Here is a 22,321-nt window from a genome sequence, read left to right on the forward strand (position 1 = left end):
AACCGGACACGTGTAGGAGGTGAGGTGGGCCAGGAAAGCGCGGCGTTGATCCCGACGTCGGTGCTCGTCAACGTCGTCGACGTCGCCGACCGGGCGGGCCTGCCCACCGACCGGTGGCTCGCGACGACCGGCCTGTCCGCAGAGACGCTCAATGCCCCCGATGCCCGGGTCTCCTTCCGGCAAGCGGCGCACGTCCTGCGTCATGCGGTGCGAGCCATGCCGGACCGGGGCCTCGGCATCGATGTCGGTGCCCGCGACATGTTCGTGTCGTTCGGGGTGCTCGGACTGGCCATTCGCTCCGCGGAAAACCTCGGTGCGGCAATGCAAGTCGGCCTGGAACTGCATCAGAGCGCCGGCAGCCTGATGGACGTCGGCGCCGAGCTCATCGGTGACAGCTTCGCGCTGCGGGCCTACGAGCGCCATCCGGAACCGGAGCTGCTGCCCTTCCTGTGCGAGGAACTGTTCTGCAGCGTGCTGATCACCGTCAGGACCGTGCTCGAGCTGCCCCAGCAGACGCCCGCGTACGTCCAGGTGAGTTACCCGCCGCCCGCGTACGCGCAGCGGTACCGCGAGTTCTTCGGTTGTCCGGTCCTGTTCAACGCCGATGCCAACCGGCTGGCATTCCCGGATCCGCTGTGGTCGCAGCGGCTACCGCGCGCTGATCCGGCGACGCACGCGGTCGCCGTGGCCGCCTGCCGCGACATGCTGGCCGGAGGCGACCAGCCCAATGACGTGGTGCAGACGGTCGAGACGATGTTGCGCGACAGCGTGCGCGATCCGCTGACCATGGCTGAGGTCGCCAAGCGGCTGGGCGTCACGGAACGCACCCTGCGCCGTCGCCTGAGCGCCGGCGGGCAGCAGTTCATCGCGTTGCGCGACAAGGTGCGCAGTGAACGGGCGCGCTACCTGGTCCGGGAGACGGCGATGCCCATTCATGCCATCGCCACCGAAGTCGGGTTCACCGACCCGCGGGAATTCCGCCGGGCGTACATCAAATGGACCGGGCATCCGCCGACGCACGACCGGACGACCACCTAGACCGGTTGATAATCCGGCAGGTCGATCGACTCGGCAGTGGAGAACCACTTGCGGCCGGCGTACAGGCGCAACGGCCAGCGCTGCACCCATTTCATGGCGGACGCGGCCCCGGCGATCTGGCGTTCGGACATCGGCGCGTACCCGTCGAGTCCGCCGGGCAGGGCCTGGCACCGGTCGACGTACGGTCGCATGACCGCCTCGTATCGCCGCAGCGCCGCCTCGATGCCGGCTGCGTCGAGCGTCGCGGCCGGCCCGAGTTCTCCGGCCAGCACGTAGGCGCCGACGAGGGCCAGGCTCGTGCCCATGCCGGACAGTGGCGACGCGCAGTAGCCGGCGTCGCCGCACAGCGTGACCGGGCCCGCCGACCAGGTGTCCATGTGCACCTGGACGAAATCGTCGAAATAGAAATCTTCGGATTGCTCTGCGGCCCTGAGTAATTCGTCGCAGTACCAGCCGGCGTCGCGGAACCGTTCGGCCAGCAGTGCACGCTGCGCGTCCGGGTCTCGGCGGTCGTATTCGAGTGGTTCGGACCGGAACGCCAAGCCGGCCTTGGCTGTCGCCGCGTCATGCGCCGGCCGCAGTGACGCGTTGAGCCCGCCGGCGGCCTGGAACATCAGGAACCAGCCATCCAGGCCGATCATGTCCGGTGCGGTGAACCAGGCGTTGTAGCCGCCCAACCGCCGGATGAACTGCTCTTCCGGTCCGAATGCCAACTGCCGCACCGCGGAATGCGGGCCGTCGGCCCCGACGACGAGGTCGGCCTGGATCACGTCGCCATCGGTCAGCGTGGCCCGGACACCGTCGTCGTCCTGTTCGATCGCGGAAATCCGCGTGCCGAATCGGTATTCGGCCGACTCGCGGGTGGCCTGGTAGAGCACATCGGTGAGGTCGCCGCGCAGGATCTCGAGTGCGGAGACGATGCCATTGCCGTCGAAGGCCTCGACCGGCATCTCCGCGCGCCGAGTGCCGTCGGAACGCACCCAGGCGATGCCGCGCTGAAACAGGCAGCGCTCGGTCATCGCCGTCAACAGGCCCATCCGCGTGACGACCTCACGGCCGGCGCCGCGCAGGTCGACCGTCTGCCCGCCCGGGCGGATGGCCGGAGCCGCCTCGACGATCACGACCCGGTAGCCGTTGCCGGCCAGCCAGTGGGCCAGTGCAGGTCCGGCGATCCCGGCGCCGCTGATCAGTACGGTCGGCTGGGTCACAGCGAAAGCCTATGGCATGTGGCCCATCCCGGCATTCACAGGCCGCTCTAATCGATGACTCTTAGGCTGGCCCCATGGCGGACATCGACCGGCGCACAGTTCTCAAAGGCACAGCGGCGGCAGCGGGGGTGGCCGCGGCGGGAGTGGGCGGCTACCAGCTGTTGTCCCGCGCGGGCCGCGAGCGTTCGGCGGGCAGGCCCAACATCCTGGTGGTCATCGTGGACCAGATGCGCGCGCCCCAGTGGTTTCCCGATGCGAAACGACTCGGCGAACTACTGCCCAACCTGGACCGGCTCCGGCAGCGCAGCGTGTCCTTCGAGCGGCACTACTCGGCATCCAACATGTGCACACCGTCGCGCGGCGTCCTGACCACGGGGCTCTACTCGCACCAGACGGGGTGCCTGTACACCGGTGAGGGACCCACCGAGTCCACGTTGGCGCCCCGCTTCCCGACCTGGGGCACCATGCTGCGCGAGCAGGGTTACCGGACGTGGTGGTGGGGCAAGTGGCACCTGGGCCACGTTTCCGACACCACCCCGGACGGACTTGACGCACACGGTTTTTCGGGCGGCACGTATCCGTCGCCCAACGGCGGCCCGAACCAGGGTCTGCAGGTCGACCACACCATCGTCGACCAGTTCGACGGCTGGTTCGCCGACCACGCCGGCAGCGGCCCGTGGTGCACCACGGTGTCCCTGGTGAATCCACACGACATCTGCTGGTGGCCGAGAAACCCACTGCCGGACGATGTTCCGCACGTGTTCTCTGGGATGCCGATCAACTTCGAGACGCCCGAGGACATGCGCCGCCGCGGTAAGCCGCAGTTGCAGATCGACTACATGAACTTCATGTCGCCGCTGATGACCGGCCCGGTGCCGTATTCAGGTCCGGAGATGGCGGCACAGTGGGCCCGGTGCCTCGACAACTATCTGTGGCTGCATCAGCAGGTGGATGCCCAGATCGGCCGGGTGCTGGACACCTTGGCGTCACGCCCGGACGTGGAGCGCGACACCGTCGTCGTGTTCACCTCGGACCACGGCGAGTACGCAGGCTCGCACGGCCTGCGCGGCAAGGGCGCGGCGATCTACGAAGAATCGATCCGGGTGCCGTTGTACGTGCACGACCCCGCCGGCCACCTGACCCCCAAACCCGGCGAGCGCCGCGGCCAGCTGACCTCGAGCGTGGACATCGCGCCGCTGCTGCTGACCGTCGCCACCGGCGGCAACGGCTGGCGTTCGGACAGCCGCTTCAGCTATCTGCAGGCGCGGGGTGACATCGCCGCCATCGCCGCGAATCCCGGTGCGGCGGGCCGCCGTTGGGTCGCGCACGCCACCGACGACATGTCCGTGGAAGAAATGGCGGCACTGATGAAATCGCCTGCGGTGCAGAAGATGATGGGGGGCGGGCCGATCTCCACCGAGATACCGACGTCGGCGCCCAGCCACATCGTCGCGGTCCGGACGCCCGACGCGAAGTTCGGCCGCTACTCGTACTGGCAGCCCGGCGGCATGGAGACCGACCGCACCCGCAAGATCGACTACGAGCTCTACGACTACGAGTCACCCTCGGGCGCGCAGGAACTCGACAACCAGGCGGGTCGCAGCGGCAAGCAGGCCAAGCTGCAGGGGCTGCTCGACAACGAGGTGCTGCCCGAGCTGCGGGCGCCGCTGCCGGCCTGGATGCACGATGCCCAGGAGCAGGGCATGGCCGACATGCAGCGGCTCACCGTCGCCCGGGCGGGCTGACTTACAAGCCCAGCGCCTGATACGTCCGCTTCACGAATTTCGGTCGCGCCGAACGGAGTTTGGCCTGCGAGGCGTTGCCGGCGACCGCGGCGGCGGCATCCACACTGAGCTCCGGCTGATTCTGGATCAGGTAGATCAGGATCAGATTCGCGCTCGGGTCCGCCTGCCACCAGGTGCCGAACGCGCCCGGCCAGCTGAAGGTGCCCGGGCCGCCCGGACCGAAGAACGGTGTGGCCTTGGCCTCGTCGGTGACCAGGGACAGGTTCAACCCGAAGCCGCGGCCGATCCAGAACGGCGCGCCCAGGAACTGTTGGTGCTTCTGCTCGGCGGTGAGCCGGTCCGTGCGCATCGACGCCACCGATTCCTCCGACAGCACCCGAACCCCGTCGACCTCGCCGCCGGCCAGCAGCATGCGCGCGAACGTCAGATAGTCGTCGACGGTCGACCACAGTCCGCCGCCGCCGGCGCAGAACGTCGGCGGCATCACCTGGGGCGGCCCCATTTTTCCGGGCTGCAGCGTCAGCGTGTCCCCGTTGGGGGCCAGCTGATACATGGTCGCGGCCCGCCGCCGGCCCGAGTGTGTTACCGCGAAACCGGTGTCCACCATGTTGAGCGGCTTGAAGATGCGCTCCGCCAACACATCTGGCAGCGGCTTGCCTTCGAGGCGGGACAGGATGAAGCCCAGCACGTCGGTCGACTGGCTGTAGGTCAGCGCGTCACCGGGCTGGTGCGCCAGCGGCAGTTGGCCGAGCTCGGCCAGCCAGCGGTCCGGATCCTGCAGCGACTGCAACTTGTTGTAGGCCTTGCCCAGTGGCGGCGGCACCGTGAACCCGTAGGCCAGGCCGCCGCGGTGGGTCATCAGATCCTCGATGGTGATGGGCCGTCGCGCAGGCACAGAGCGGTCCAACGGCCCGTCGAGGCTCGTCATCACGCGCGGGTTCGCCAGCTCGGGCACCCAGTTCGCGATGGGATCGGTCAGCGCCAGCCGGCCTTCGTCGACCAGCGTCATCGCGGCGGCGACGGTGACGGGCTTGGACATCGACGCGATACGGAAGACGGTGTCGCGCTCCATCGGGAGCTTGGCGTCCACGTCACGGTGACCGAGGGTGTTGACCTGCCGGACCGCGCCGTCCTGCCACACCAGCGTGACCGCACCGGCCAGCAGGCCGGTGTCGATCGCCGCGCTGACCGATTCGGTGTTCGCGTCGAGATTCACCCCGGTCACGTTAGCCGGTGACAGCGGGGCGCTCGCGGCGCCATCCGAGCCATCGGGAAGTAAATCGATCAGCAGCAGACCGGCGGTAGGCGATACTGCCTGACGTGGCTGCAGACCCGTCGACCCCGCACACTCCGATGAACAAGGTGGCGTTCGCCAGTTTCATCGGCACCGCGATCGAGTTCTACGACTTCTACATCTACGGGACCGCCGCGGCGCTGATCTTCCCGCAGGTGTTCTTCCCGAACCTGCCGCCCGCCATGGCGACCATCTCGTCGCTGGCCACCTTCGCGGTCGCGTTCCTGGCCCGCCCGATCGGCGCGGCAGTCTTCGGGCATTTCGGAGATCGCCTGGGCCGCAAGAAGACTCTCGTCGCGACGCTGCTCATCATGGGCCTGTCCACCGTCGGCGTCGGCCTGGTGCCCAGCTCGGCGTCGATCGGCATCGCCGCGCCGATCATCCTGCTGACGCTGCGCGTGTTCCAGGGCTTCGCGGTGGGCGGGGAATGGGCCGGTTCGGCACTGCTGTCCGCCGAATACGCGCCGGCCGGAAAACGCGGCATGTACGGGATGTTCACCCAACTGGGCGCGGGCGCCGGCCTGGCGGTCAGCAACCTGGTGGTGCTGATCGCCAATGTGACGATCGGGGAGAAGAGCCCGGTGTTCCTGGACTGGGGCTGGCGGCTGCCGTTCCTGTTCAGCGCGGTGCTGCTGGCCGTGGCGCTGTACGTCCGGTTGAGCATCGACGAGACCCCGGTGTTCGTGGCGGAGCAGAAGCGGGGCACGGTGCCCCGTGCGCCGCTGTCGGAACTGATGCGCCGGCAGAGCAAGCAGGTGTTGCTCGGTGCCGGCTGCATGGTCGGCATCTTCACCATGAGCTTCCTCGGCGGTACCTACCTGATGAGCTACGCCAGCACCCGCATCCACCATCCGCGGACCCTGATCCTCGCCGTCGGTGTGCTCGCGGGCGTATCGCTCATGGTGTTCTCGGCGATCTCGGCCGTGCTGTGCGACCGGTACGGCCGGCGCCGCATCATCCTGGTCGGCTTCGGGCTGGCGCTGCCGTGGGCATTCCTCGTCATGCCGCTGATCGACTCCGGGTCCCCGGTGGCCTTCGCGGTGGCGATCGCCGGCATCTTCTGCATCTTCGGGCTCGCCTACGGACCGATCGGGGCGTTCCTGCCTGAGACGTTCGCCACCCGCTACCGCTACACCGGTGCCGGCATGGCCTTCAACCTCGCCGGGATCGTCGGCGGCGCGTTGCCGCCGCTGGTCGCCGGGCCGCTGGTCGCCGCCCTCGGGAGCTGGGCCGTTGGCCTGATGATCGCCGTCTTCGTGCTGGTCAGCATCGTCTGCACGCTGGTGCTGCCGGAAACCCGGGGGGCGGTGCTCGACGAAGCGCAGGACACCATGCCTGACGGCGACGCGGTGGCGGCCTGCTAAGCTACGCGGCTAGTTAGACGTCCTTTAACGATCCGTCCAGAGAGGCGGAGAAGGAGGTCAGGTACTCGTGGCTGCTCACGAAACTGGCGTGTCCGGTGACCCCACCGACCGGGAATTGCTGTCCGCGGCAGACGTCGGCCGGACCATCTCGCGCATCGCGCACCAGATCATCGAAAAGACCGCGCTCGACGCGCCCGACGCACCGCGCGTCGTGCTCCTCGGCATCCCGACCCGCGGTGTCACCCTGGCCGCCCGGATCGCCGAGAAGGTGAAGGAATTCTCCGGTACCGAATTGCCCACCGGAGCGCTCGACATCACGCTGTACCGCGACGACCTCAACTTCAAGCCGCCGCGGGCGCTGGCCTCGACCTCGATTCCGGAGGGCGGCATCGACGACGCGACGGTGATCCTCGTCGACGACGTCCTCTACTCCGGCCGCTCTGTTCGCTCGGCCCTGGACGCGCTGCGCGACATCGGCCGCCCCCGCATGGTGCAGCTGGCCGTCCTCGTCGACCGCGGCCACCGCGAACTGCCCATCCGGGCCGACTACGTCGGCAAGAACGTCCCGACGTCGCGCAGCGAGAACGTCAAGGTGCGATTGTCTGAAACCGACGGCGGAGACGACCACGTCTCCATTGCCCCTTACGGAGGACCCACCAGGTGAAGCATCTGCTGTCCGCCTCGGACCTGAGTCGCGAACAGGCCACGGCCATCCTCGACGACGCCGACAGGTTCCGCGAAGCGCTGCTGGGCCGCGACGTCAAGAAGCTGCCGACGTTGCGCGGCCGCACCGTGATCACCATGTTCTACGAGAACTCAACCCGCACCCGGGTGTCGTTCGAGGTCGCCGGTAAGTGGATGAGCGCCGACGTCATCAACGTCAGCGCCTCCGGATCCTCGGTGGCCAAGGGGGAGTCGCTGCGTGACACCGCGCTGACCCTGCGCGCGGCCGGAGCCGACGCGCTGATCATCCGGCACCCGGCTTCCGGTGCGGCACAACAACTTGCGGCCTGGACACTGGACGAGCACGGCGGTCCGTCCGTGATCAATGCCGGCGACGGCACCCACGAACACCCGACGCAGGCCCTGCTGGATGCGCTGACCATCCGTCAGCGCCTCGGCGGTATCGAGGGCCGGCGGGTGGTGATCGTCGGTGACATCCTGCACAGCCGGGTGGCGCGCTCGAATGTCTCGCTGCTGTCGACACTCGGCGCCGAGGTGGTGCTGGTGGCACCGCCGACGTTGCTGCCGGTCGGGGTCGCGGACTGGCCGGTGACCGTCTCGCACGACCTGGACGCCGAACTGCCGGCCGCCGACGCGGTGCTGATGCTGCGGGTGCAGGCCGAGCGGATGAACGGCGCGTTCTTCCCGTCGGCGCGCGAGTACTCGGTGCGCTTCGGGCTGTCGGAGAAGCGCCTGGCCGGCTTGAGCGAGGACACGGTGGTGCTGCACCCCGGTCCGATGCTGCGTGGCATGGAGATCGCGTCGTCGGTCGCGGATTCGTCGCAATCAGCTGTACTGCAACAGGTTTCGAATGGGGTGCATGTGCGCATGGCAGTGCTGTTCCAGCTTCTCGTGGGCGCCGGCCGGGAGGTGATCGCATGAGTGTCTTGATTCGTGGCGTCCGCCTGTACGGCGAGGGCGATCCGGTCGACGTGCTGATCGCTGATGGGCAGATCGCCGAAATCGGGACCGGCCTGACAGGTGACGAGGTCATCGAGGCCGCGGGCCAGGTCATGCTGCCCGGCTTCGTGGACCTGCACACCCACCTGCGCGAACCCGGTCGTGAATACGCCGAGGACATCGAAACCGGTTCGGCGGCAGCCGCTCTCGGTGGCTACACCGCGGTGTTCGCCATGGCCAACACCGATCCGGTCGCCGACACCGTCGTCGTCACCGACCACGTCTGGCACCGCGGGCAGCAGGTCGGCCTGGTCGATGTGCACCCGGTCGGCGCGGTCACCGTCGGACTCGACGGCAAGCAGCTCACCGAGATGGGCCTGATGGCCGCCGGCGCCGGGCAGGTCCGGATGTTCTCCGACGACGGCATCTGCGTCGACGATCCGCTGGTCATGCGCCGGGCCCTGGAATACGCAGCGGGGCTGGGTGTCCTGATCGCCCAGCACGCCGAGGAACCGCGCCTGACCGTCGACGCCGTCGCGCACGAAGGCCCGAACGCCGCCCGGCTGGGACTGGCCGGCTGGCCGCGCTCGGCTGAAGAGTCCATCGTGGCCCGCGACGCGATCCTGGCCCGCGACGCCGGTGCCCGGGTGCACATCTGCCACGCCTCCACCGCGGGCACCGTCGAGCTGATCAAGTGGGCCAAGGCCCAGGGCATTTCGATCACCGCCGAGGTCACCCCGCACCACCTGTTGCTGGACGACTCGCGCTTGGCTGACTACGACGGCCGCAACCGGGTCAACCCGCCGCTGCGCGAGGCCAGCGACGCCGAGGCGCTGCGCCAGGCCCTGGCCGACGGGGTGATCGACTGCGTCGCAACCGATCACGCCCCGCACGCCGAACACGAGAAGATGTGCGAGTTCGCCCACGCCCGGCCCGGCATGCTCGGCCTGCAGACCGCACTGTCGGTCGTCGTCGAAACCATGGTGGCGCCCGGCCTGCTCAGCTGGCGCGACGTGGCCCGCGTGATGAGCGAGGCCCCGGCCGCAATCGTCGGCCTGCCCGACCAGGGCCGCCCGCTGGCGGTCGGCGAACCCGCCAACCTGACGGTGGTGAATCCCGACGCCACCTGGACGGTGCAGGGCACCGGCCTGGCCAGCCGTTCGGACAACACGCCGTACGAGTCGATGACGCTGCCCGCCACCGTCACCGTGACGATGCTGCGCGGCAAGGTGACTGCGCGGGACGGGCGGAGTCCCGCGTGAATACCGGGACATTGATCACCTACCTGGTTCTGGCCGCCGTCGTGGTGGTGTTGCTCGGGTTCGCGGTCCGGCAGATGCTCAAGGGCTGGATGCACCGGGTACAGCGCCAGGCCGGCGCGGTCGGGCTGCTGCCCGCGCTGCCCGACAGCGTGGGGCCGGCGACGGTCTCGGCCACCAAGGGCATGTACATCGGCAGCACCTTCACGCCGAGCTGGCAGGACCGAATTGCCGTGGGCTCCCTCGGTTTTCGGAGCAAGGCCGTGCTGACGCGCTACCCCGAAGGCATCATGCTGCAGCTCACCGGCGGCAGCCCGATCTGGATTCCCGAGGAATCCATCACCGCGATCCGCACCGAGCGGGCCATCGCCGGCAAGGTGCTCACCTACGACGGGATTCTCGCCATCCGGTGGCAACTCCCGTCGGGCACCGAAATCGATACCGGATTCCGCAGCGACGACCGTCGCGAACTGGCCAAATGGGTTGAGGAGGACAGTAAGTGACGAGTGACCAGACCGCCGTGCTGGTGCTGGAGGACGGCCGGGTGTTCACCGGAACACCGTTCGGCGCCGTGGGCCAGACCCTGGGAGAGGCGGTGTTCTCCACCGGCATGTCCGGCTACCAGGAGACCCTGACCGACCCGAGCTACCACCGGCAGATCGTGGTGGCCACCGCCCCGCAGATCGGCAACACCGGCTGGAACGGCGAGGACAACGAGAGCCGCGACGACAAGATCTGGGTCGCCGGCTACGTGGTCCGGGACCCGTCGCCGCGCGCCTCGAACTGGCGGGCCACCGGCACCCTCGACGACGAGCTGGTGCGTCAGGGGATCGTCGGCGTCGCCGGCGTCGACACCCGCGCCATCGTGCGCCACCTGCGCAACTTCGGGTCGATGAAGGCCGGCGTGTTCTCCGGAGCCGCTTTGGCGGCGACATCAGGCGCGGGTCCGGCGTCCGTCGATGAGCTGGTGGACCGCGTGCGCAACCAGCCGTCGATGCTCGGCGCGGACCTGGCCGGCGAGGTCAGCACCGATGGCGGATATGTGGTGGAACCCAATGGGGCGCACCGCTTTTCTATCGCGGCCATCGACCTCGGCATCAAGACCAACACCCCGCGCAACTTCGCGGCCCGCGGCATCCGTAGCCACGTGCTGCCGTCGTCGGTGACGTTCGACGAGATCGCCGACCTCAAGGTCGACGGGGTGTTCCTGTCCAACGGCCCGGGTGACCCGGCGACCGCCGACCACATGGTCGAGTTCACCAAGCAGGTGCTGTCGGCCGGAATTCCGTTGTTCGGCATTTGCTTCGGCAACCAGATTCTGGGCCGCGCCTTCGGCCGGTCCACCTACAAGATGACCTTCGGCCACCGCGGCATCAACATTCCGGTGGTGGAAAAGGCCACCGGCCGCATCGCGATCACCGCGCAGAACCACGGCTTCGCGCTGGAAGGTGAAGCCGGGGAAGAGTTCGACACCCCGTTCGGCCGCGCGGTGGTCAGCCACACCTGCGCCAACGACGGTGTGGTGGAGGGTGTTTCGCTGCTCGACGGTCGCGCCTTCTCGGTGCAGTACCACCCGGAAGCGGCGGCCGGCCCACACGACGCCGAGTACCTGTTCGACAAGTTCGCCGATCTCATGGCAGGGGATAAGTAATGCCGCGCCGTACAGACCTCAACCACATCCTGGTCATCGGGTCCGGCCCGATCGTCATCGGCCAGGCCTGTGAGTTCGACTACTCGGGCACCCAGGCCTGCCGCGTGCTGCGCGCCGAGGGGCTGCAGGTCAGCCTGATCAACTCCAACCCGGCCACGATCATGACCGACCCGGAGTACGCCGACAACACGTACGTCGAGCCCATCACAGCGGCCTTCGTCGAGAAGATTTTTGCGCAACAGGCCGAGCGCGGGAACAAGATCGACGCGGTACTGGCCACCCTCGGCGGGCAGACGGCGCTCAACACCGCGGTCGCGCTGCACGAGAACGGTGTGCTGGAGAAGTACGGCGTCGAGATGATCGGCGCGGACTTCGACGCCATCCAGCGCGGCGAGGACCGGCAGAAGTTCAAGGACATCGTCGCCAAGGTCGGCGGCGAATCGGCCCGCAGCCGGGTCTGTTTCACCATGGACGAGGTCCGCGACACCGTCGCCGACCTGGGTCTGCCGGTGGTGGTTCGCCCGTCGTTCACCATGGGTGGCCTGGGCTCGGGTATGGCCTACACCAACGAGGACGTGGAGCGGATGGCCGGCGAGGGCCTGGCCGCATCGCCTTCTGCCAATGTGCTGATCGAGGAATCGATCTACGGCTGGAAGGAATACGAGCTCGAGCTGATGCGCGACCATCACGACAACGTGGTGATCGTCTGCTCGATCGAGAACTTCGATCCGATGGGTGTGCACACCGGTGATTCGGTGACCGTCGCGCCCGCCATGACCCTGACCGATCGCGAATACCAGAAGATGCGTGACCTGGGCATCGCGATCCTGCGCGAGGTCGGTGTCGACACCGGTGGCTGCAACATCCAGTTCGCCATCAACCCGGCCGACGGCCGCCTGATCGTCATCGAGATGAACCCGCGGGTGTCGCGGTCGAGTGCATTGGCTTCCAAGGCAACGGGTTTCCCGATCGCCAAGATCGCCGCCAAGCTGGCCATCGGCTACACCCTCGACGAGATCGTCAACGACATCACCAAGGAAACGCCGGCCTGTTTCGAGCCGACCCTGGACTACGTCGTGGTCAAGGCGCCGCGGTTCGCGTTCGAGAAGTTCCCCGGCGCCGACCAGACCCTGACCACCACCATGAAGTCGGTGGGCGAGGCGATGTCGTTGGGCCGCAACTTCATCGAGGCGCTCGGCAAGGTGATGCGGTCGCTGGAGACCAAGCGGGCCGGCTTCTGGACCGGTCTTGATGTCGACAAGACCCTCGACGAGCTGCTCGACGGACTGCGCACCGCGACCGACGGCCGGCTCTATGACATCGAACAGGCGCTGCGCCTTGGTGGTTCGGTCGAGGCCGTGGCCGAGGCATCCGGGGTGGACCCGTGGTTCATCGACCAGATCGCCACCCTGGTGGCGCTGCGCGGCGAACTCGTCGACGCCCCGGTGCTCAATGAGCGCCTGCTGCGCCGGGCCAAGCACAGCGGCCTGTCCGACCGCCAGATCGCCGCGCTGCGGCCGGAATTGGCGGGCGAGACCGGCGTGCGCGCGCTGCGCGAGCGGCTCGGCATCCGGCCGGTGTACAAGACCGTCGACACCTGTGCCGCCGAGTTCGACGCCAAGACGCCGTACCACTACAGCAGTTACGAGCTGGACCCCGCGGCCGAGACCGAGGTGGCCCCGCAGACCGAGAAGCCCAAGGTGCTGATCCTGGGCTCCGGCCCGAACCGCATCGGGCAGGGCATCGAGTTCGACTACAGCTGCGTGCACGCGGCAACCACGTTGAGCGAGGCCGGTTTCGAGACCGTCATGGTCAACTGCAACCCGGAGACCGTCTCGACGGACTACGACACCGCTGACCGGCTGTACTTCGAGCCGCTCACCTTCGAGGACGTGCTCGAGGTCTACCACGCCGAGCAGGCCTCGGGGGCCGGCGGCCCAGGGGTGGTCGGCGTGATCGTCCAGCTCGGTGGCCAGACGCCGCTGGGCCTGGCCGACCGGCTGGAGAAGGCCGGCGTGCCGATCGTCGGTACCAGCCCCAAGGCCATCGACCTGGCCGAGGATCGCGGCGAGTTCGGTGAGGTGCTGCGCTTGGCCGGGTTGCCCGCCCCGCGCTTCGGCACCGCAACGAGTTTCGAGCAGGCCCGCCGCATCGCCGCCGACATCGGTTACCCGGTCCTGGTGCGTCCGTCGTACGTGTTGGGCGGCCGCGGCATGGAGATCGTCTACGACGAGCAGACCCTGCAGGGCTACATCGAGCGCGCCACCGAGCTCTCACCCGAGCACCCGGTGCTGGTCGACCGGTTCCTCGAAGACGCCATCGAGATCGACGTCGACGCCCTGTGCGACGGCACCGAGGTGTACATCGGCGGCGTGATGGAGCACATCGAGGAGGCCGGTATCCACTCCGGCGACTCGGCCTGTGCGCTGCCGCCGGTCACGTTGGGCCGCACCGACATCGCCGCCGTGCGGAAGGCCACCGAAGCCATCGCCCACGGCATCGGCGTGGTCGGGCTGCTCAACGTGCAGTACGCGCTCAAGGACGACGTGCTCTACGTGTTGGAGGCCAACCCGCGTGCCAGCCGCACCGTGCCCTTCGTCTCGAAGGCCACCGCCGTGCCGCTCGCCAAGGCCTGTGCCCGGATCATGTTGGGCGCCACCATCGCCCAGCTGCGTGCCGAAGGCATCCTGGTTGCCGAGGGCGACGGTGCCACTGTCGCGTCCAACGCGCCGATCGCGGTGAAGGAAGCCGTGCTGCCGTTCCACCGGTTCCGCAAAGCCGATGGCTCGCAGGTCGATTCGCTGCTCGGGCCGGAGATGAAGTCGACGGGCGAGGTCATGGGTATCGACAGCGATTTCGGTACCGCCTTCGCCAAGAGCCAGACCGCGGCCTACGGCTCGCTGCCCTCGGGCGGCACGGTGTTCGTGTCGGTGGCCAACCGCGACAAGCGCTCGCTGGTGTTCCCGGTCAAGCGCCTGGCCGATCTCGGCTTCCGGGTGCTGGCCACCGAGGGTACCGCGGAGATGCTGCGCCGCAACGGCATTCCGTGTGAGGTCGTGCGTAAGAACTTCGAAGAACCCAGCCCGGACCGGCCGGCGATGTCGGCGGTCGACGCCATCAAGGCCGGCGAGGTCGACATGGTGATCAACACGCCGTACGGCAACTCGGGTCCGCGTATCGACGGCTACGAGATTCGGTCGGCCGCCGTGTCGGCCAGCATCCCGTGCGTGACGACGGTGCAGGGCGCCTCGGCCGCGGTGCAGGGCATCGAAGCCGGCATCCGCGGAGACATCGGGGTCCGGTCGCTGCAGGAGCTGCACAGCCAGTTGGGTGCCAAGTGAGCTTCGGCTCAAAACTGCGCGCTGCCATGGCACAGCGGGGTCCGCTGTGCCTTGGCATCGACCCGCACCCGGAGCTCTTGAGCGCCTGGGGTCTGCCCGTTTCGGCGGACGGCGTGGCGGCGTTCAGCGACATCTGCGTCGAGGCGTTCGCGGGTTTCGCGATCGTCAAGCCGCAGGTCGCGTTTTTCGAGGCCTACGGTTCGGCCGGGTTCGCCGTCCTGGAGCGGACCATCGCCCGGCTGCAGGAGGCCGGTGTGCTGGTGCTGGCCGATGCCAAGCGCGGCGACATCGGCTCGACCATGGCCGCCTACGCCCAGGCCTGGGCCGGTGATTCGCCGCTGGCCGCCGACGCGGTGACGGCGTCGCCGTACCTCGGCTTCGGCTCGCTGCAGCCATTGCTCGACGTCGCGGCCGCCAATGGCCGTGGGGTGTTCGTGCTGGCTGCCACGTCCAATCCGGAGGGTGCTTCTGTGCAGCGCGCGGTGGCCGGTGACCGCACGGTGGCGCAGTCGATCGTGGATTCCGTCGCCGCGGTGAACGCCGCCGCCGACGGCTCGGTGGGCGTCGTGGTCGGCGCGACGCTGGCGGAGGTGCCCGATCTGTCCCAGCTGGGTGGGCCGGTGCTGATGCCGGGAGTCGGCGCGCAGGGCGGCCGTCCGGACGCGCTGGCCGGGCTCGGCGGCGCCCAGCCCGGCACGCTGCTGCCTGCGGTCTCGCGTGAGGTGCTGCGGGCCGGACCGGACGTCGCGGCCGTGCGGGCCGCGGGGGAGCGGTTGCGCGATGCCGTCGCTTATCTGGCCTGAGGCCTACTCGGCCTGACGCCTGCGGCGCCGGCGAATCCAGAGCACCGCGACCAACACCCCGCCGCCGAGTGCGGCTGCGATCAGTGCCAGACCCGTGACGCCGCCGCGGTCGCGGGTCCGGTAGATGACCTGCGCGTAGTCGGAATCCGTTGCGGCACGGGTGAATACGTAGTCGCTGTCGATGAGCTGGGGCTGGCCGAGATAGTTGGTCCAGCGGGTCAGGTAGTGGCCCCGGTAGCCGGCCAGGGCCGGTGAGTCGGTCCGGCCGGCGTACTGCAGGGTCGGGGCGTTCCCGGCGACGGGTACCGAGCTCGGATCCATCCGGTGGTCGGCCAGCACGTACAGGTCGACACTCTGCGGCCCGGTCGCCGACCGCGACAGCCGCATCGGATAGACGGCGGTGTCGGACGCGAACGACAGCCGCAGCGGCTGCAAGGTTCCCGACAGCGTGGTGTCAGCGGCGTCCGGCGCGAGCTGGATCGCAACGATCTCCCAATGGGCCGCGACGTAGGACGCCAGGTTGGCGTCGAGTCCGTCGGGGTGGGGGAAGCCTTTGGCTGTCAGCCAGCTCGTGAGGGCGGCCGGGTCGTTGGCTGCCAGGCGCGTGACGTCGAACGGCCCGATCCGCCGGCTGGACAACACGTTGACGCCGCCGGGACGCGCGCCCGCCCCTTCGAGTGCACCCCGCGAACCTCCGGTGAGCCAGTCGAAGGTGGGCCACCAGTCGTCCCGGTATTCGATCCGCGGCGCGGTGATGCGCGCCAGCTCGTCGAATACCGTCGCGTCGCCCAAGGTGACCTGGGCGGCCGACGGGACGGGCATCACCCAGGCGGCCCGATCCGAGGCGCCGCGAATCCCGAACGACATGAGGATGTTCTCCGTGCTGCCGTCCCACGCGATGAGCGCCCGTTCGTCGACGACGGCGGCCCCGGCGCGGTCGGGGATGTAGGCGCCACAGCCGCAGGCCCATGCCGGAGCTGCGATATTCGCCGTCAGGGAGGCCAACATCAGCATCGAGACGCACAGCAACCGGTACGCGACAGCCATCGGCATGAACGTACCGGCCGCGCGCCTCAGGTCACAGCGGAATCCAGATGGGGCCGAGCCAGAAGCCCCAGGCGTTGAAGCCCTGGTCGAACACCGGGTTCACCCACTGGCCGTTGTAGCTGAACGGCTGGTGGTCCCAGCGGCCGTCGTCGATGCCGCGGCCATGCCAGTCACGGCCACGGTCGTCACGCCAGCCGTCCCGGTCGTTGTGCCAGTCGATGCCGCGCTGCCAGCCGCCACGGTCGCCACCCCAGCCGCCTCGGTCGCCGCCGCGGTCGTCGCGGTGGTCGTCATGCCCCCCGCACGGTGCTCCCGGGGGGCACCAGTCGGCGCTCGCGGTCGCCAGGCCGATGCCGAAGAGTCCGGCGGCGCCGATGCCGGCCGCCAGGGTGGACGCGGTCAATGCCTGTTTGATCTTCATGCAGCTGACGCTATGGCGGCCCGATGGGCGTGCACTTAGCTGAACTTAGGTGTGTGCTGTGTATGCGGTCACGTTGCGGGAACGCCGCGCTGAACGTTTCCTGTTGGTTTCCGGGGAGTCTGGGAAGGCATTGTGCGGGAGCAATTTTCGTCGCCGATGTCTCGCTGGTTCGATGCCGTCGTGAAGTTGCGATCGTGCACGCCGAGTTTGCCCTGCAGATGCCAGACGGCCCACCACGATGACGTGGCGGGCCGTCTTGCCGCAGGTCCGGTTACCAGGCCTCGATCACAGCGGAATCCAGATCGGGCCGAGCCAGAAGCCCCAGGCGTTGTGCCCGTTGTCCCATACCGGGTTCACCCACTGGCCGTTGTAGTCGAACGGCTGGTGGTCGAAGCGGGCGTCGTCGATGCCGCGGTGCTGCCAGTCGCGGCCCTGGTTGTCGTGCCAGCCGTCGTCACGGCCGACCGGGGCGGCCGGGCCACGGTTGTCGCCAGGGCCGCGGTTGTCATCTGGACCGCGGTTGTCACCCGGACCGCGGTTGTTGTCGTGCTGGCCGCACGGCGCGTTCGGTGGGCACCCCGGGTCGGCATTGGCGCCGGCCAGGCCGACGCCGAACAATCCGGCGACACCGATACCGGCAGCCAGGGTGGATGCGGTCAACGCTCGCTTGAAGTTCATCGCGGCTCACCTTCCTCTTCCATGTGGTGGGCGGGTTGTCGCCACACTGGAACTCAAGTTAGGACCGCCTAATGTGTGTGCACTTTGGCGTCATTAGGTGTGTGCTGTGCGTGCCGCAACAGTTTGGCCACGAGGCGCTGATCGTTGCCTGTGGGAAGTGCGACCACATGGGAAAACGTTGGGCAGGAAACAGTTTCATCACGACCGTGCCACGGGTCCGGCGCCGAGCCGGCTCGGTTGCCGCGGGAATCATGACGCATCCGAGTTTGCGGAGTTTGCGTGGCAGCGCACATCGGCGCGGTGTTGCCCGACTCCCGGGGTGCCGAACCGGCCGTTGAGCGGGCCGAAATGGGGCTATTTGGGCGGTCCAACCACCCAAATCGCGGCTCTGGGCCACCAGCGCGTCACCGGCGGTGCACCGACCCGATCGGACTCGGCACCGACACGCCCGACACGCCGTGACCTGCGAAAATTTTCCTGAATCGCCCCGGATGACGGCCCGAAAATCGGCCGGACACGGTCCCGGTCGAGCGGCCGTCGTCCCACTGAGTGCTCAAAACCCTTGATACGCAGGCAGATCTGTGGCTGGAGCGCTTGAGCGCAGCCCCTGCCGAGCTTGCACTTCGCAGCCATCTGGAGCCGCCGTTCGCACTACACGCTGGGCTTTTAGCTTCGTTACCCGGGGGGTGGGGTTAGCGCTTGTCGGCGAGCGTGGGTACGGTCGTCGTCGCTGGCTGGTTCACCCCAGCCGTGACAGAAATTATTTGACGGAGATACGGAGGAACCCCGTGGCCCTTCCCCAGTTGACCGACGAACAGCGCGCGGCAGCGTTGGAGAAGGCTGCTGCCGCACGTCGAGCACGTGCCGAGTTGAAAGACCGGCTCAAGCGCGGCGGCACCAACCTCAAGCAGGTCCTGACGGACGCCGAGACCGACGAGGTTCTCGGCAAGATGAAGGTTTCCGCTCTGCTGGAAGCCTTGCCCAAGGTTGGCAAGGTCAAGGCGCAGGAGATCATGACCGAGCTGGAGATCGCTCCGACCCGCCGTCTGCGCGGACTGGGCGACCGTCAGCGCAAGGCCCTGCTGGAAAAGTTCGACTTTTCCTGATCTGACGCAAGACTGACGAGCAGTAGGGGCCGGACGGCGATGAACCGTGTTGTTGTGCTGGCCGGCCCCTCTGCCGTGGGTAAATCCACGGTCGTGCGCTGCCTGCGTGAGCAGGTGCCCGACCTGCATTTCAGTGTCTCCGCCACGACGCGTGCACCGCGTCCGGGCGAGGTCGACGGTGTCGACTACACGTTTGTCTCGGCCGAAGAGTTCCAGCGCCTCATCGATGACGGTGAGCTGCTCGAATGGGCCGAAATTCATGGGGGACTGCAGCGCTCCGGTACCCCCGCCCGGCCGGTCCGGGAGGCCATCGCCGCTGGTCGACCCGTCCTCATCGAGGTCGATCTGGCCGGCGCTCGGGCCGTCAAACAAGCCATGCCGGAGGTGCTGACGGTTTTCCTCGCGCCGCCCAGTTGGGAAGCGCTGGAGAGCCGGCTCATCGGCCGCGGCACCGAGAGTGCCGAGGTCCAGGCCCGTCGTCTGGCTACCGCGCGGGCCGAACTGGCCGCTCAGGACAGTTTCGATGTGACTGTTGTCAACAGTCAGTTGGAATCCGCCTGTGCAGAATTGGTATCCTTGCTGGTGGGCCGCTGAGCGGTCTGCGCTTAACGCCCAGATATCGCTGATAGCGACTCCAATCTTCACACCGAACGCCGGGAGAACACTTCGTGAGCACCACTGTCGAGAGCATCGACTCCGACGCCGCCATCGCCTACGACACGCCGCTGGGTATCACCAATCCGCCCATCGACGAGCTGCTGGATCGCGTGTCGAGCAAGTACGCGCTGGTGATCTACGCCGCGAAGCGTGCGCGCCAGATCAACGACTACTACAACCAGCTCGGTGACGGCATCCTCGAGTACGTCGGCCCCCTGGTCGAGCCGGGTCTGCAGGAGAAGCCGCTGTCGATCGCCATGCGCGAGATCCACGGCGACCTGCTCGAGCACACCGAGGGCGAGTAAGGCCGCGTAGGCGCCGAACATGGCCGACCGCAAGCGCATCGTCGTCGGAGTCGCCGGAGGTATCGCCGCCTACAAGGCGTGCACCCTGGTTCGTCAGCTGAGCGAGGCCGGCCACTCGGTCCGCGTGGTGCCGACCGAGTCGGCGCTGAAGTTCGTCGGCGCCGCCACCTTTGAAGCACTGTCCGGCAATCCCGTGCACACGGGAGTGTTCGAGGACGTCTCCGAGGTACCGCATGTCCGGTTCGGCCAGCAGGCCGACCTGGTCGTGGTCGCGCCGGCCACCGCCGACCTGATGGCACGTGCGGTGGCGGGCCGCGGCGATGATCTGTTGACCGCCACCCTGCTCACCGCGCGCTGTCCGGTGCTGTTCGCCCCGGCGATGCACACCGAGATGTGGTTGCACCCCGCCACCGTCGAGAACGTCGCGACATTGCGGCGTCGCGGCGTCGTGGTGCTGGACCCCGCTTCCGGGCGCCTCACCGGCGCCGACAGCGGCCCCGGACGCCTGCCGGAGGCCGAGGAGATCACCACCTTCGCGCAGCTCCTCCTGGAGCGCGGTGATGCGTTGCCCCATGATCTGGCCGGGGTCAAGGTCGTCGTCACCGCTGGTGGCACCCGAGAGGCCATCGACCCGGTCCGGTTCATCGGTAACCGCAGTTCCGGCAAGCAGGGCTACGCCGTGGCTCGCGTCATGGCCCAGCGCGGCGCCGAGGTCACGCTGATCGCCGGAAACACCGCAGGCCTGGCCGATCCGGCCGGCGTGGACGTCGTGCACATCAGCTCGGCCGCGCAGCTGCGGGACTCGGTGTTCAAGTACGTGCCCGACGCGCAGGTGCTGGTGATGGCCGCCGCCGTCGCCGATTTCCGTCCTACCGAGGTAGCGACCAGCAAGATCAAAAAGAAGCACGGCCCCGGTGAAGCGGACGCCGCGCCCGTCATCGAACTGACCCGGACCGACGACATCCTCGCCGGCGCGGTGCGGGCCCGCACGGACGGTCAGCTGCCGAACCTGCGCGCCATCGTCGGCTTCGCCGCCGAGACCGGCGACGCCAACGGCGACGTGCTGTTCCACGCCCGGGCCAAGCTGCAGCGCAAGGGCTGTGACCTGCTGGTTGTCAACGCGGTGGGGGACGGCAGGGCCTTCGAGGTCGACGTCAACGACGGTTGGCTGCTGGCGGCGGACGGGACCGAGTCAGCGCTGGAGCACGGGTCCAAGACCTTGATGGGCAGCCGCATCGCCGACGCGATCGCGGCGTTCCTGCGCGGCAACGACGAATGAGCATCGCCTGAACCGTGCCGCAGCCGGGTTTGCTGCGCGGGGGTACACGACAGTTGTTAGGCGGGCGCGGATATTATGCGCCGGACTAAAGTTTTGGAAGGGAATTGCGACGTGAGTGAAGGTCGGCTGTTTACCAGCGAGTCAGTGACCGAAGGACATCCGGACAAGATCTGCGACGCCATCAGCGATTCCGTGCTGGACGCGCTGCTCGCGCAGGATCCCAAGTCGCGGGTCGCGGTAGAGACCCTGGTGACCACGGGTCAGGTGCACGTCGTCGGTGAGGTGACCACCAACGCCAAGGAAGCATTTGCCGACATCCCGCTGATCGTCCGTGACCGGATCCGCCAGATCGGCTACGACCACTCCGACAAGGGCTTCGACTACGCCACCTGCGGCGTGAACATCGGCATCGGTGCGCAGTCCCCGGACATCGCCGCGGGCGTCGACACCGCCCACGAGGCGCGCGTCGAGGGCGCCGGCGACCCGCTGGACGCCCAGGGCGCCGGCGACCAGGGCCTGATGTTCGGCTACGCCATCAACGACACCCCCGAGCTGATGCCGCTGCCGATCGCGCTGGCGCACCGGCTGTCGCGGCGCCTGTCCGAGGTCCGCAAGAGCAACACCGTCGACTACCTGCGTCCCGACGGCAAGACCCAGGTCACCATCGAGTACCGCGACAACGTCCCGGTCCGCCTCGACACCGTGGTGCTGTCGACCCAGCACGCCGAGGGCGTCGACCTGGACGGCACCCTGGCCCCGGACATCCGCCGCCACGTCGTCGAGACCGTGCTGGCCGACCTGGCGCACGAGACCATGGACACCTCCGACTTCCGGCTGCTCGTCAACCCGACCGGCAACTTCGTGGTCGGTGGCCCGATGGGTGACGCCGGCCTGACCGGCCGCAAGATCATCGTCGACACCTACGGCGGCTGGGCCCGCCACGGCGGCGGCGCCTTCTCCGGCAAGGACCCGTCAAAGGTGGACCGCAGCGCCGCGTACGCGATGCGCTGGGTGGCCAAGAATGTCGTCGCTGCCGGCCTGGCCGACCGCGTCGAGGTCCAGGTGGCCTACGCCATCGGCAAGGCGGCCCCGGTGGGCCTGTTCGTCGAGACCTTCGGCACCGAGCACTTCGACCCGGCCCGCATCGAGAAGGCCATCACCTCGGTCTTCGACCTGCGTCCCGGCGCCATCATCCGCGACCTGGACCTGCTGCGCCCGATCTACGCGCCGACCGCCGCGTACGGCCACTTCGGCCGTACCGACATCGAACTGCCGTGGGAGCAGCTCGACAAGGTCGACGACCTGAAGGCCTCCGTCTGAGCCTTTCTGCGCGAGCAGACACGAAACCCCCTGAACTGAAGTGCTCCCCAGAAGTTGGACTGAGAAGTTCAGTTCCTTGTTCTGGGGAGTACTTTTTTGCATCCTCGTAGTTCGTTGACCGAGGGGCAGCGTGGTGCGGTTGTCGCGTTGTTCGAGCAGGGGTGGCGGTATCACGCCACGGC

The 22,321-nt window shown here is 68.3% G+C and carries 20 protein-coding genes; 15 read left to right on the forward strand and 5 right to left on the reverse strand.

The annotated features are described in order from the left end of the window. Window positions 1-24 precede the first annotated feature (24 nt). Window positions 25-1,038, forward strand: coding sequence for an AraC family transcriptional regulator (locus AC1U2B_RS03780; RefSeq protein WP_480215711.1), 1,014 nt, complete (start codon window positions 25-27; stop codon window positions 1,036-1,038). Here AC1U2B_RS03780 and AC1U2B_RS03785 read toward each other — a convergent pair. Beyond that, window positions 1,035-2,246, reverse strand: a complete 1,212-nt coding sequence (locus AC1U2B_RS03785; RefSeq protein WP_480215712.1) for an FAD-dependent monooxygenase — start codon at window positions 2,244-2,246, stop codon at window positions 1,035-1,037. The two genes, AC1U2B_RS03780 and AC1U2B_RS03785, sit on opposite strands and share 4 nt — an antisense overlap. 74 nt (window positions 2,247-2,320) lie before the next feature. Between AC1U2B_RS03785 and AC1U2B_RS03790 the strand changes: the two genes are divergently transcribed. Then, window positions 2,321-3,991 carry a sulfatase-like hydrolase/transferase gene (locus tag AC1U2B_RS03790; protein WP_480215713.1) on the forward strand — a complete coding sequence of 557 codons (1,671 nt, stop codon included), beginning with the start codon at window positions 2,321-2,323 and terminating at the stop codon, window positions 3,989-3,991. Between the two features lies 1 nt (window position 3,992). Here AC1U2B_RS03790 and AC1U2B_RS03795 read toward each other — a convergent pair whose 3' ends face one another. Beyond that, window positions 3,993-5,207 carry a serine hydrolase domain-containing protein gene (locus AC1U2B_RS03795; protein WP_043393072.1) on the reverse strand — a complete coding sequence of 405 codons (1,215 nt, stop codon included), beginning with the start codon at window positions 5,205-5,207 and terminating at the stop codon, window positions 3,993-3,995. 137 nt (window positions 5,208-5,344) lie between these two features. On the opposite strand from AC1U2B_RS03795, the gene AC1U2B_RS03800 reads away from it, so the two are divergent. The 8 genes from AC1U2B_RS03800 (at window position 5,345) to pyrF (ending at window position 15,326) form a co-directional block, all read left to right on the forward strand. Continuing rightward, window positions 5,345-6,649, forward strand: a complete 1,305-nt coding sequence (locus AC1U2B_RS03800) for an MFS transporter (RefSeq protein ID WP_043392698.1) — start codon at window positions 5,345-5,347, stop codon at window positions 6,647-6,649. A gap of 67 nt (window positions 6,650-6,716) precedes the next feature. Next, entirely contained in the window at window positions 6,717-7,313 is a 597-nt protein-coding gene (gene pyrR / locus AC1U2B_RS03805) for a bifunctional pyr operon transcriptional regulator/uracil phosphoribosyltransferase PyrR (protein ID WP_276525135.1), read from the forward strand. After that, on the forward strand, window positions 7,310-8,254 hold the full coding sequence (locus tag AC1U2B_RS03810) for an aspartate carbamoyltransferase catalytic subunit (RefSeq protein ID WP_071287638.1): 945 nt from the start codon (window positions 7,310-7,312) through the stop codon (window positions 8,252-8,254). The genes pyrR and AC1U2B_RS03810 overlap by 4 nt, the downstream gene beginning before the upstream one ends. Continuing rightward, complete coding sequence (locus AC1U2B_RS03815) at window positions 8,251-9,534, forward strand: dihydroorotase (RefSeq protein ID WP_480215714.1); 1,284 nt, start codon at window positions 8,251-8,253, stop codon at window positions 9,532-9,534. Before AC1U2B_RS03810 ends, AC1U2B_RS03815 begins: the two co-directional genes overlap by 4 nt. Continuing rightward, a complete protein-coding gene (locus AC1U2B_RS03820; RefSeq protein ID WP_480215715.1) occupies window positions 9,531-10,034 on the forward strand; it encodes a PH-like domain-containing protein in 504 nt (167 codons plus the stop codon). The genes AC1U2B_RS03815 and AC1U2B_RS03820 overlap by 4 nt, the downstream gene beginning before the upstream one ends. After that, on the forward strand, window positions 10,031-11,182 hold the full coding sequence (gene carA / locus AC1U2B_RS03825; RefSeq protein ID WP_260939084.1) for a glutamine-hydrolyzing carbamoyl-phosphate synthase small subunit: 1,152 nt from the start codon (window positions 10,031-10,033) through the stop codon (window positions 11,180-11,182). Before AC1U2B_RS03820 ends, carA begins: the two co-directional genes overlap by 4 nt. Further along, window positions 11,182-14,523: a carbamoyl-phosphate synthase large subunit gene (gene carB, locus AC1U2B_RS03830; RefSeq protein WP_480215716.1), complete on the forward strand. Its 3,342-nt coding sequence runs from the start codon at window positions 11,182-11,184 to the stop codon at window positions 14,521-14,523. Before carA ends, carB begins: the two co-directional genes overlap by 1 nt. Then, a complete protein-coding gene (gene pyrF / locus AC1U2B_RS03835; protein WP_480215717.1) occupies window positions 14,520-15,326 on the forward strand; it encodes an orotidine-5'-phosphate decarboxylase in 807 nt (268 codons plus the stop codon). Before carB ends, pyrF begins: the two co-directional genes overlap by 4 nt. 3 nt (window positions 15,327-15,329) lie before the next feature. Here the strand turns inward: pyrF and AC1U2B_RS03840 are convergent, their stop codons facing one another. From AC1U2B_RS03840 to AC1U2B_RS03850, 3 genes are all read right to left on the reverse strand, one after another. Further along, window positions 15,330-16,373 (reverse strand): DUF2330 domain-containing protein, encoded by a 1,044-nt coding sequence (locus AC1U2B_RS03840; protein ID WP_480215718.1) that lies wholly within the window; start codon window positions 16,371-16,373, stop codon window positions 15,330-15,332. A 31-nt stretch (window positions 16,374-16,404) separates the two neighbouring features. Continuing rightward, on the reverse strand, window positions 16,405-16,794 hold the full coding sequence (locus AC1U2B_RS03845) for a hypothetical protein (protein ID WP_260939077.1): 390 nt from the start codon (window positions 16,792-16,794) through the stop codon (window positions 16,405-16,407). A 285-nt stretch (window positions 16,795-17,079) separates the two neighbouring features. After that, window positions 17,080-17,472: a hypothetical protein gene (locus AC1U2B_RS03850; protein ID WP_480215719.1), complete on the reverse strand. Its 393-nt coding sequence runs from the start codon at window positions 17,470-17,472 to the stop codon at window positions 17,080-17,082. 788 nt (window positions 17,473-18,260) lie between these two features. Between AC1U2B_RS03850 and mihF the strand changes: the two genes are divergently transcribed. The 5 genes from mihF (at window position 18,261) to metK (ending at window position 22,139) form a co-directional block, all read left to right on the forward strand. Further along, window positions 18,261-18,578 carry an integration host factor, actinobacterial type gene (mihF, locus tag AC1U2B_RS03855; RefSeq protein WP_011894593.1) on the forward strand — a complete coding sequence of 106 codons (318 nt, stop codon included), beginning with the start codon at window positions 18,261-18,263 and terminating at the stop codon, window positions 18,576-18,578. Between the two features lie 39 nt (window positions 18,579-18,617). Then, the gene (gmk, locus tag AC1U2B_RS03860) at window positions 18,618-19,172 is read left to right on the forward strand and encodes a guanylate kinase (RefSeq protein WP_480215720.1); all 555 of its coding nucleotides are present in this window, start codon (window positions 18,618-18,620) and stop codon (window positions 19,170-19,172) included. A gap of 74 nt (window positions 19,173-19,246) precedes the next feature. After that, the gene (gene rpoZ / locus AC1U2B_RS03865; protein ID WP_020101623.1) at window positions 19,247-19,540 is read left to right on the forward strand and encodes a DNA-directed RNA polymerase subunit omega; all 294 of its coding nucleotides are present in this window, start codon (window positions 19,247-19,249) and stop codon (window positions 19,538-19,540) included. Between the two features lie 19 nt (window positions 19,541-19,559). Next, a complete protein-coding gene (coaBC, locus tag AC1U2B_RS03870; RefSeq protein ID WP_480215721.1) occupies window positions 19,560-20,819 on the forward strand; it encodes a bifunctional phosphopantothenoylcysteine decarboxylase/phosphopantothenate--cysteine ligase CoaBC in 1,260 nt (419 codons plus the stop codon). A 111-nt stretch (window positions 20,820-20,930) separates the two neighbouring features. Further along, entirely contained in the window at window positions 20,931-22,139 is a 1,209-nt protein-coding gene (gene metK, locus AC1U2B_RS03875; protein WP_043392665.1) for a methionine adenosyltransferase, read from the forward strand. The last annotated feature ends 182 nt before the right edge of the window (window positions 22,140-22,321 follow it).

The sequence above is a fragment of the Mycolicibacterium sp. P4_G11 genome (assembly GCF_056555145.1).

Coding starts and splice junctions, on each gene's coding strand:
- AC1U2B_RS03790 (WP_480215713.1), top strand. CDS start 2,321: ATGGCGGACATCGACCGGCGCACAGTTCTCAAAGGCACAGCGGCGGCA.
- AC1U2B_RS03800 (WP_043392698.1), top strand. CDS start 5,345: ATGAACAAGGTGGCGTTCGCCAGTTTCATCGGCACCGCGATCGAGTTC.
- AC1U2B_RS03815 (WP_480215714.1), top strand. CDS start 8,251: ATGAGTGTCTTGATTCGTGGCGTCCGCCTGTACGGCGAGGGCGATCCG.
- carB (WP_480215716.1), top strand. CDS start 11,182: ATGCCGCGCCGTACAGACCTCAACCACATCCTGGTCATCGGGTCCGGC.
- AC1U2B_RS03840 (WP_480215718.1), bottom strand. CDS start 16,373: ATGGCTGTCGCGTACCGGTTGCTGTGCGTCTCGATGCTGATGTTGGCC.
- AC1U2B_RS03845 (WP_260939077.1), bottom strand. CDS start 16,794: ATGAAGATCAAACAGGCATTGACCGCGTCCACCCTGGCGGCCGGCATC.
- AC1U2B_RS03850 (WP_480215719.1), bottom strand. CDS start 17,472: ATGAACTTCAAGCGAGCGTTGACCGCATCCACCCTGGCTGCCGGTATC.
- gmk (WP_480215720.1), top strand. CDS start 18,618: ATGAACCGTGTTGTTGTGCTGGCCGGCCCCTCTGCCGTGGGTAAATCC.
- coaBC (WP_480215721.1), top strand. CDS start 19,560: ATGGCCGACCGCAAGCGCATCGTCGTCGGAGTCGCCGGAGGTATCGCC.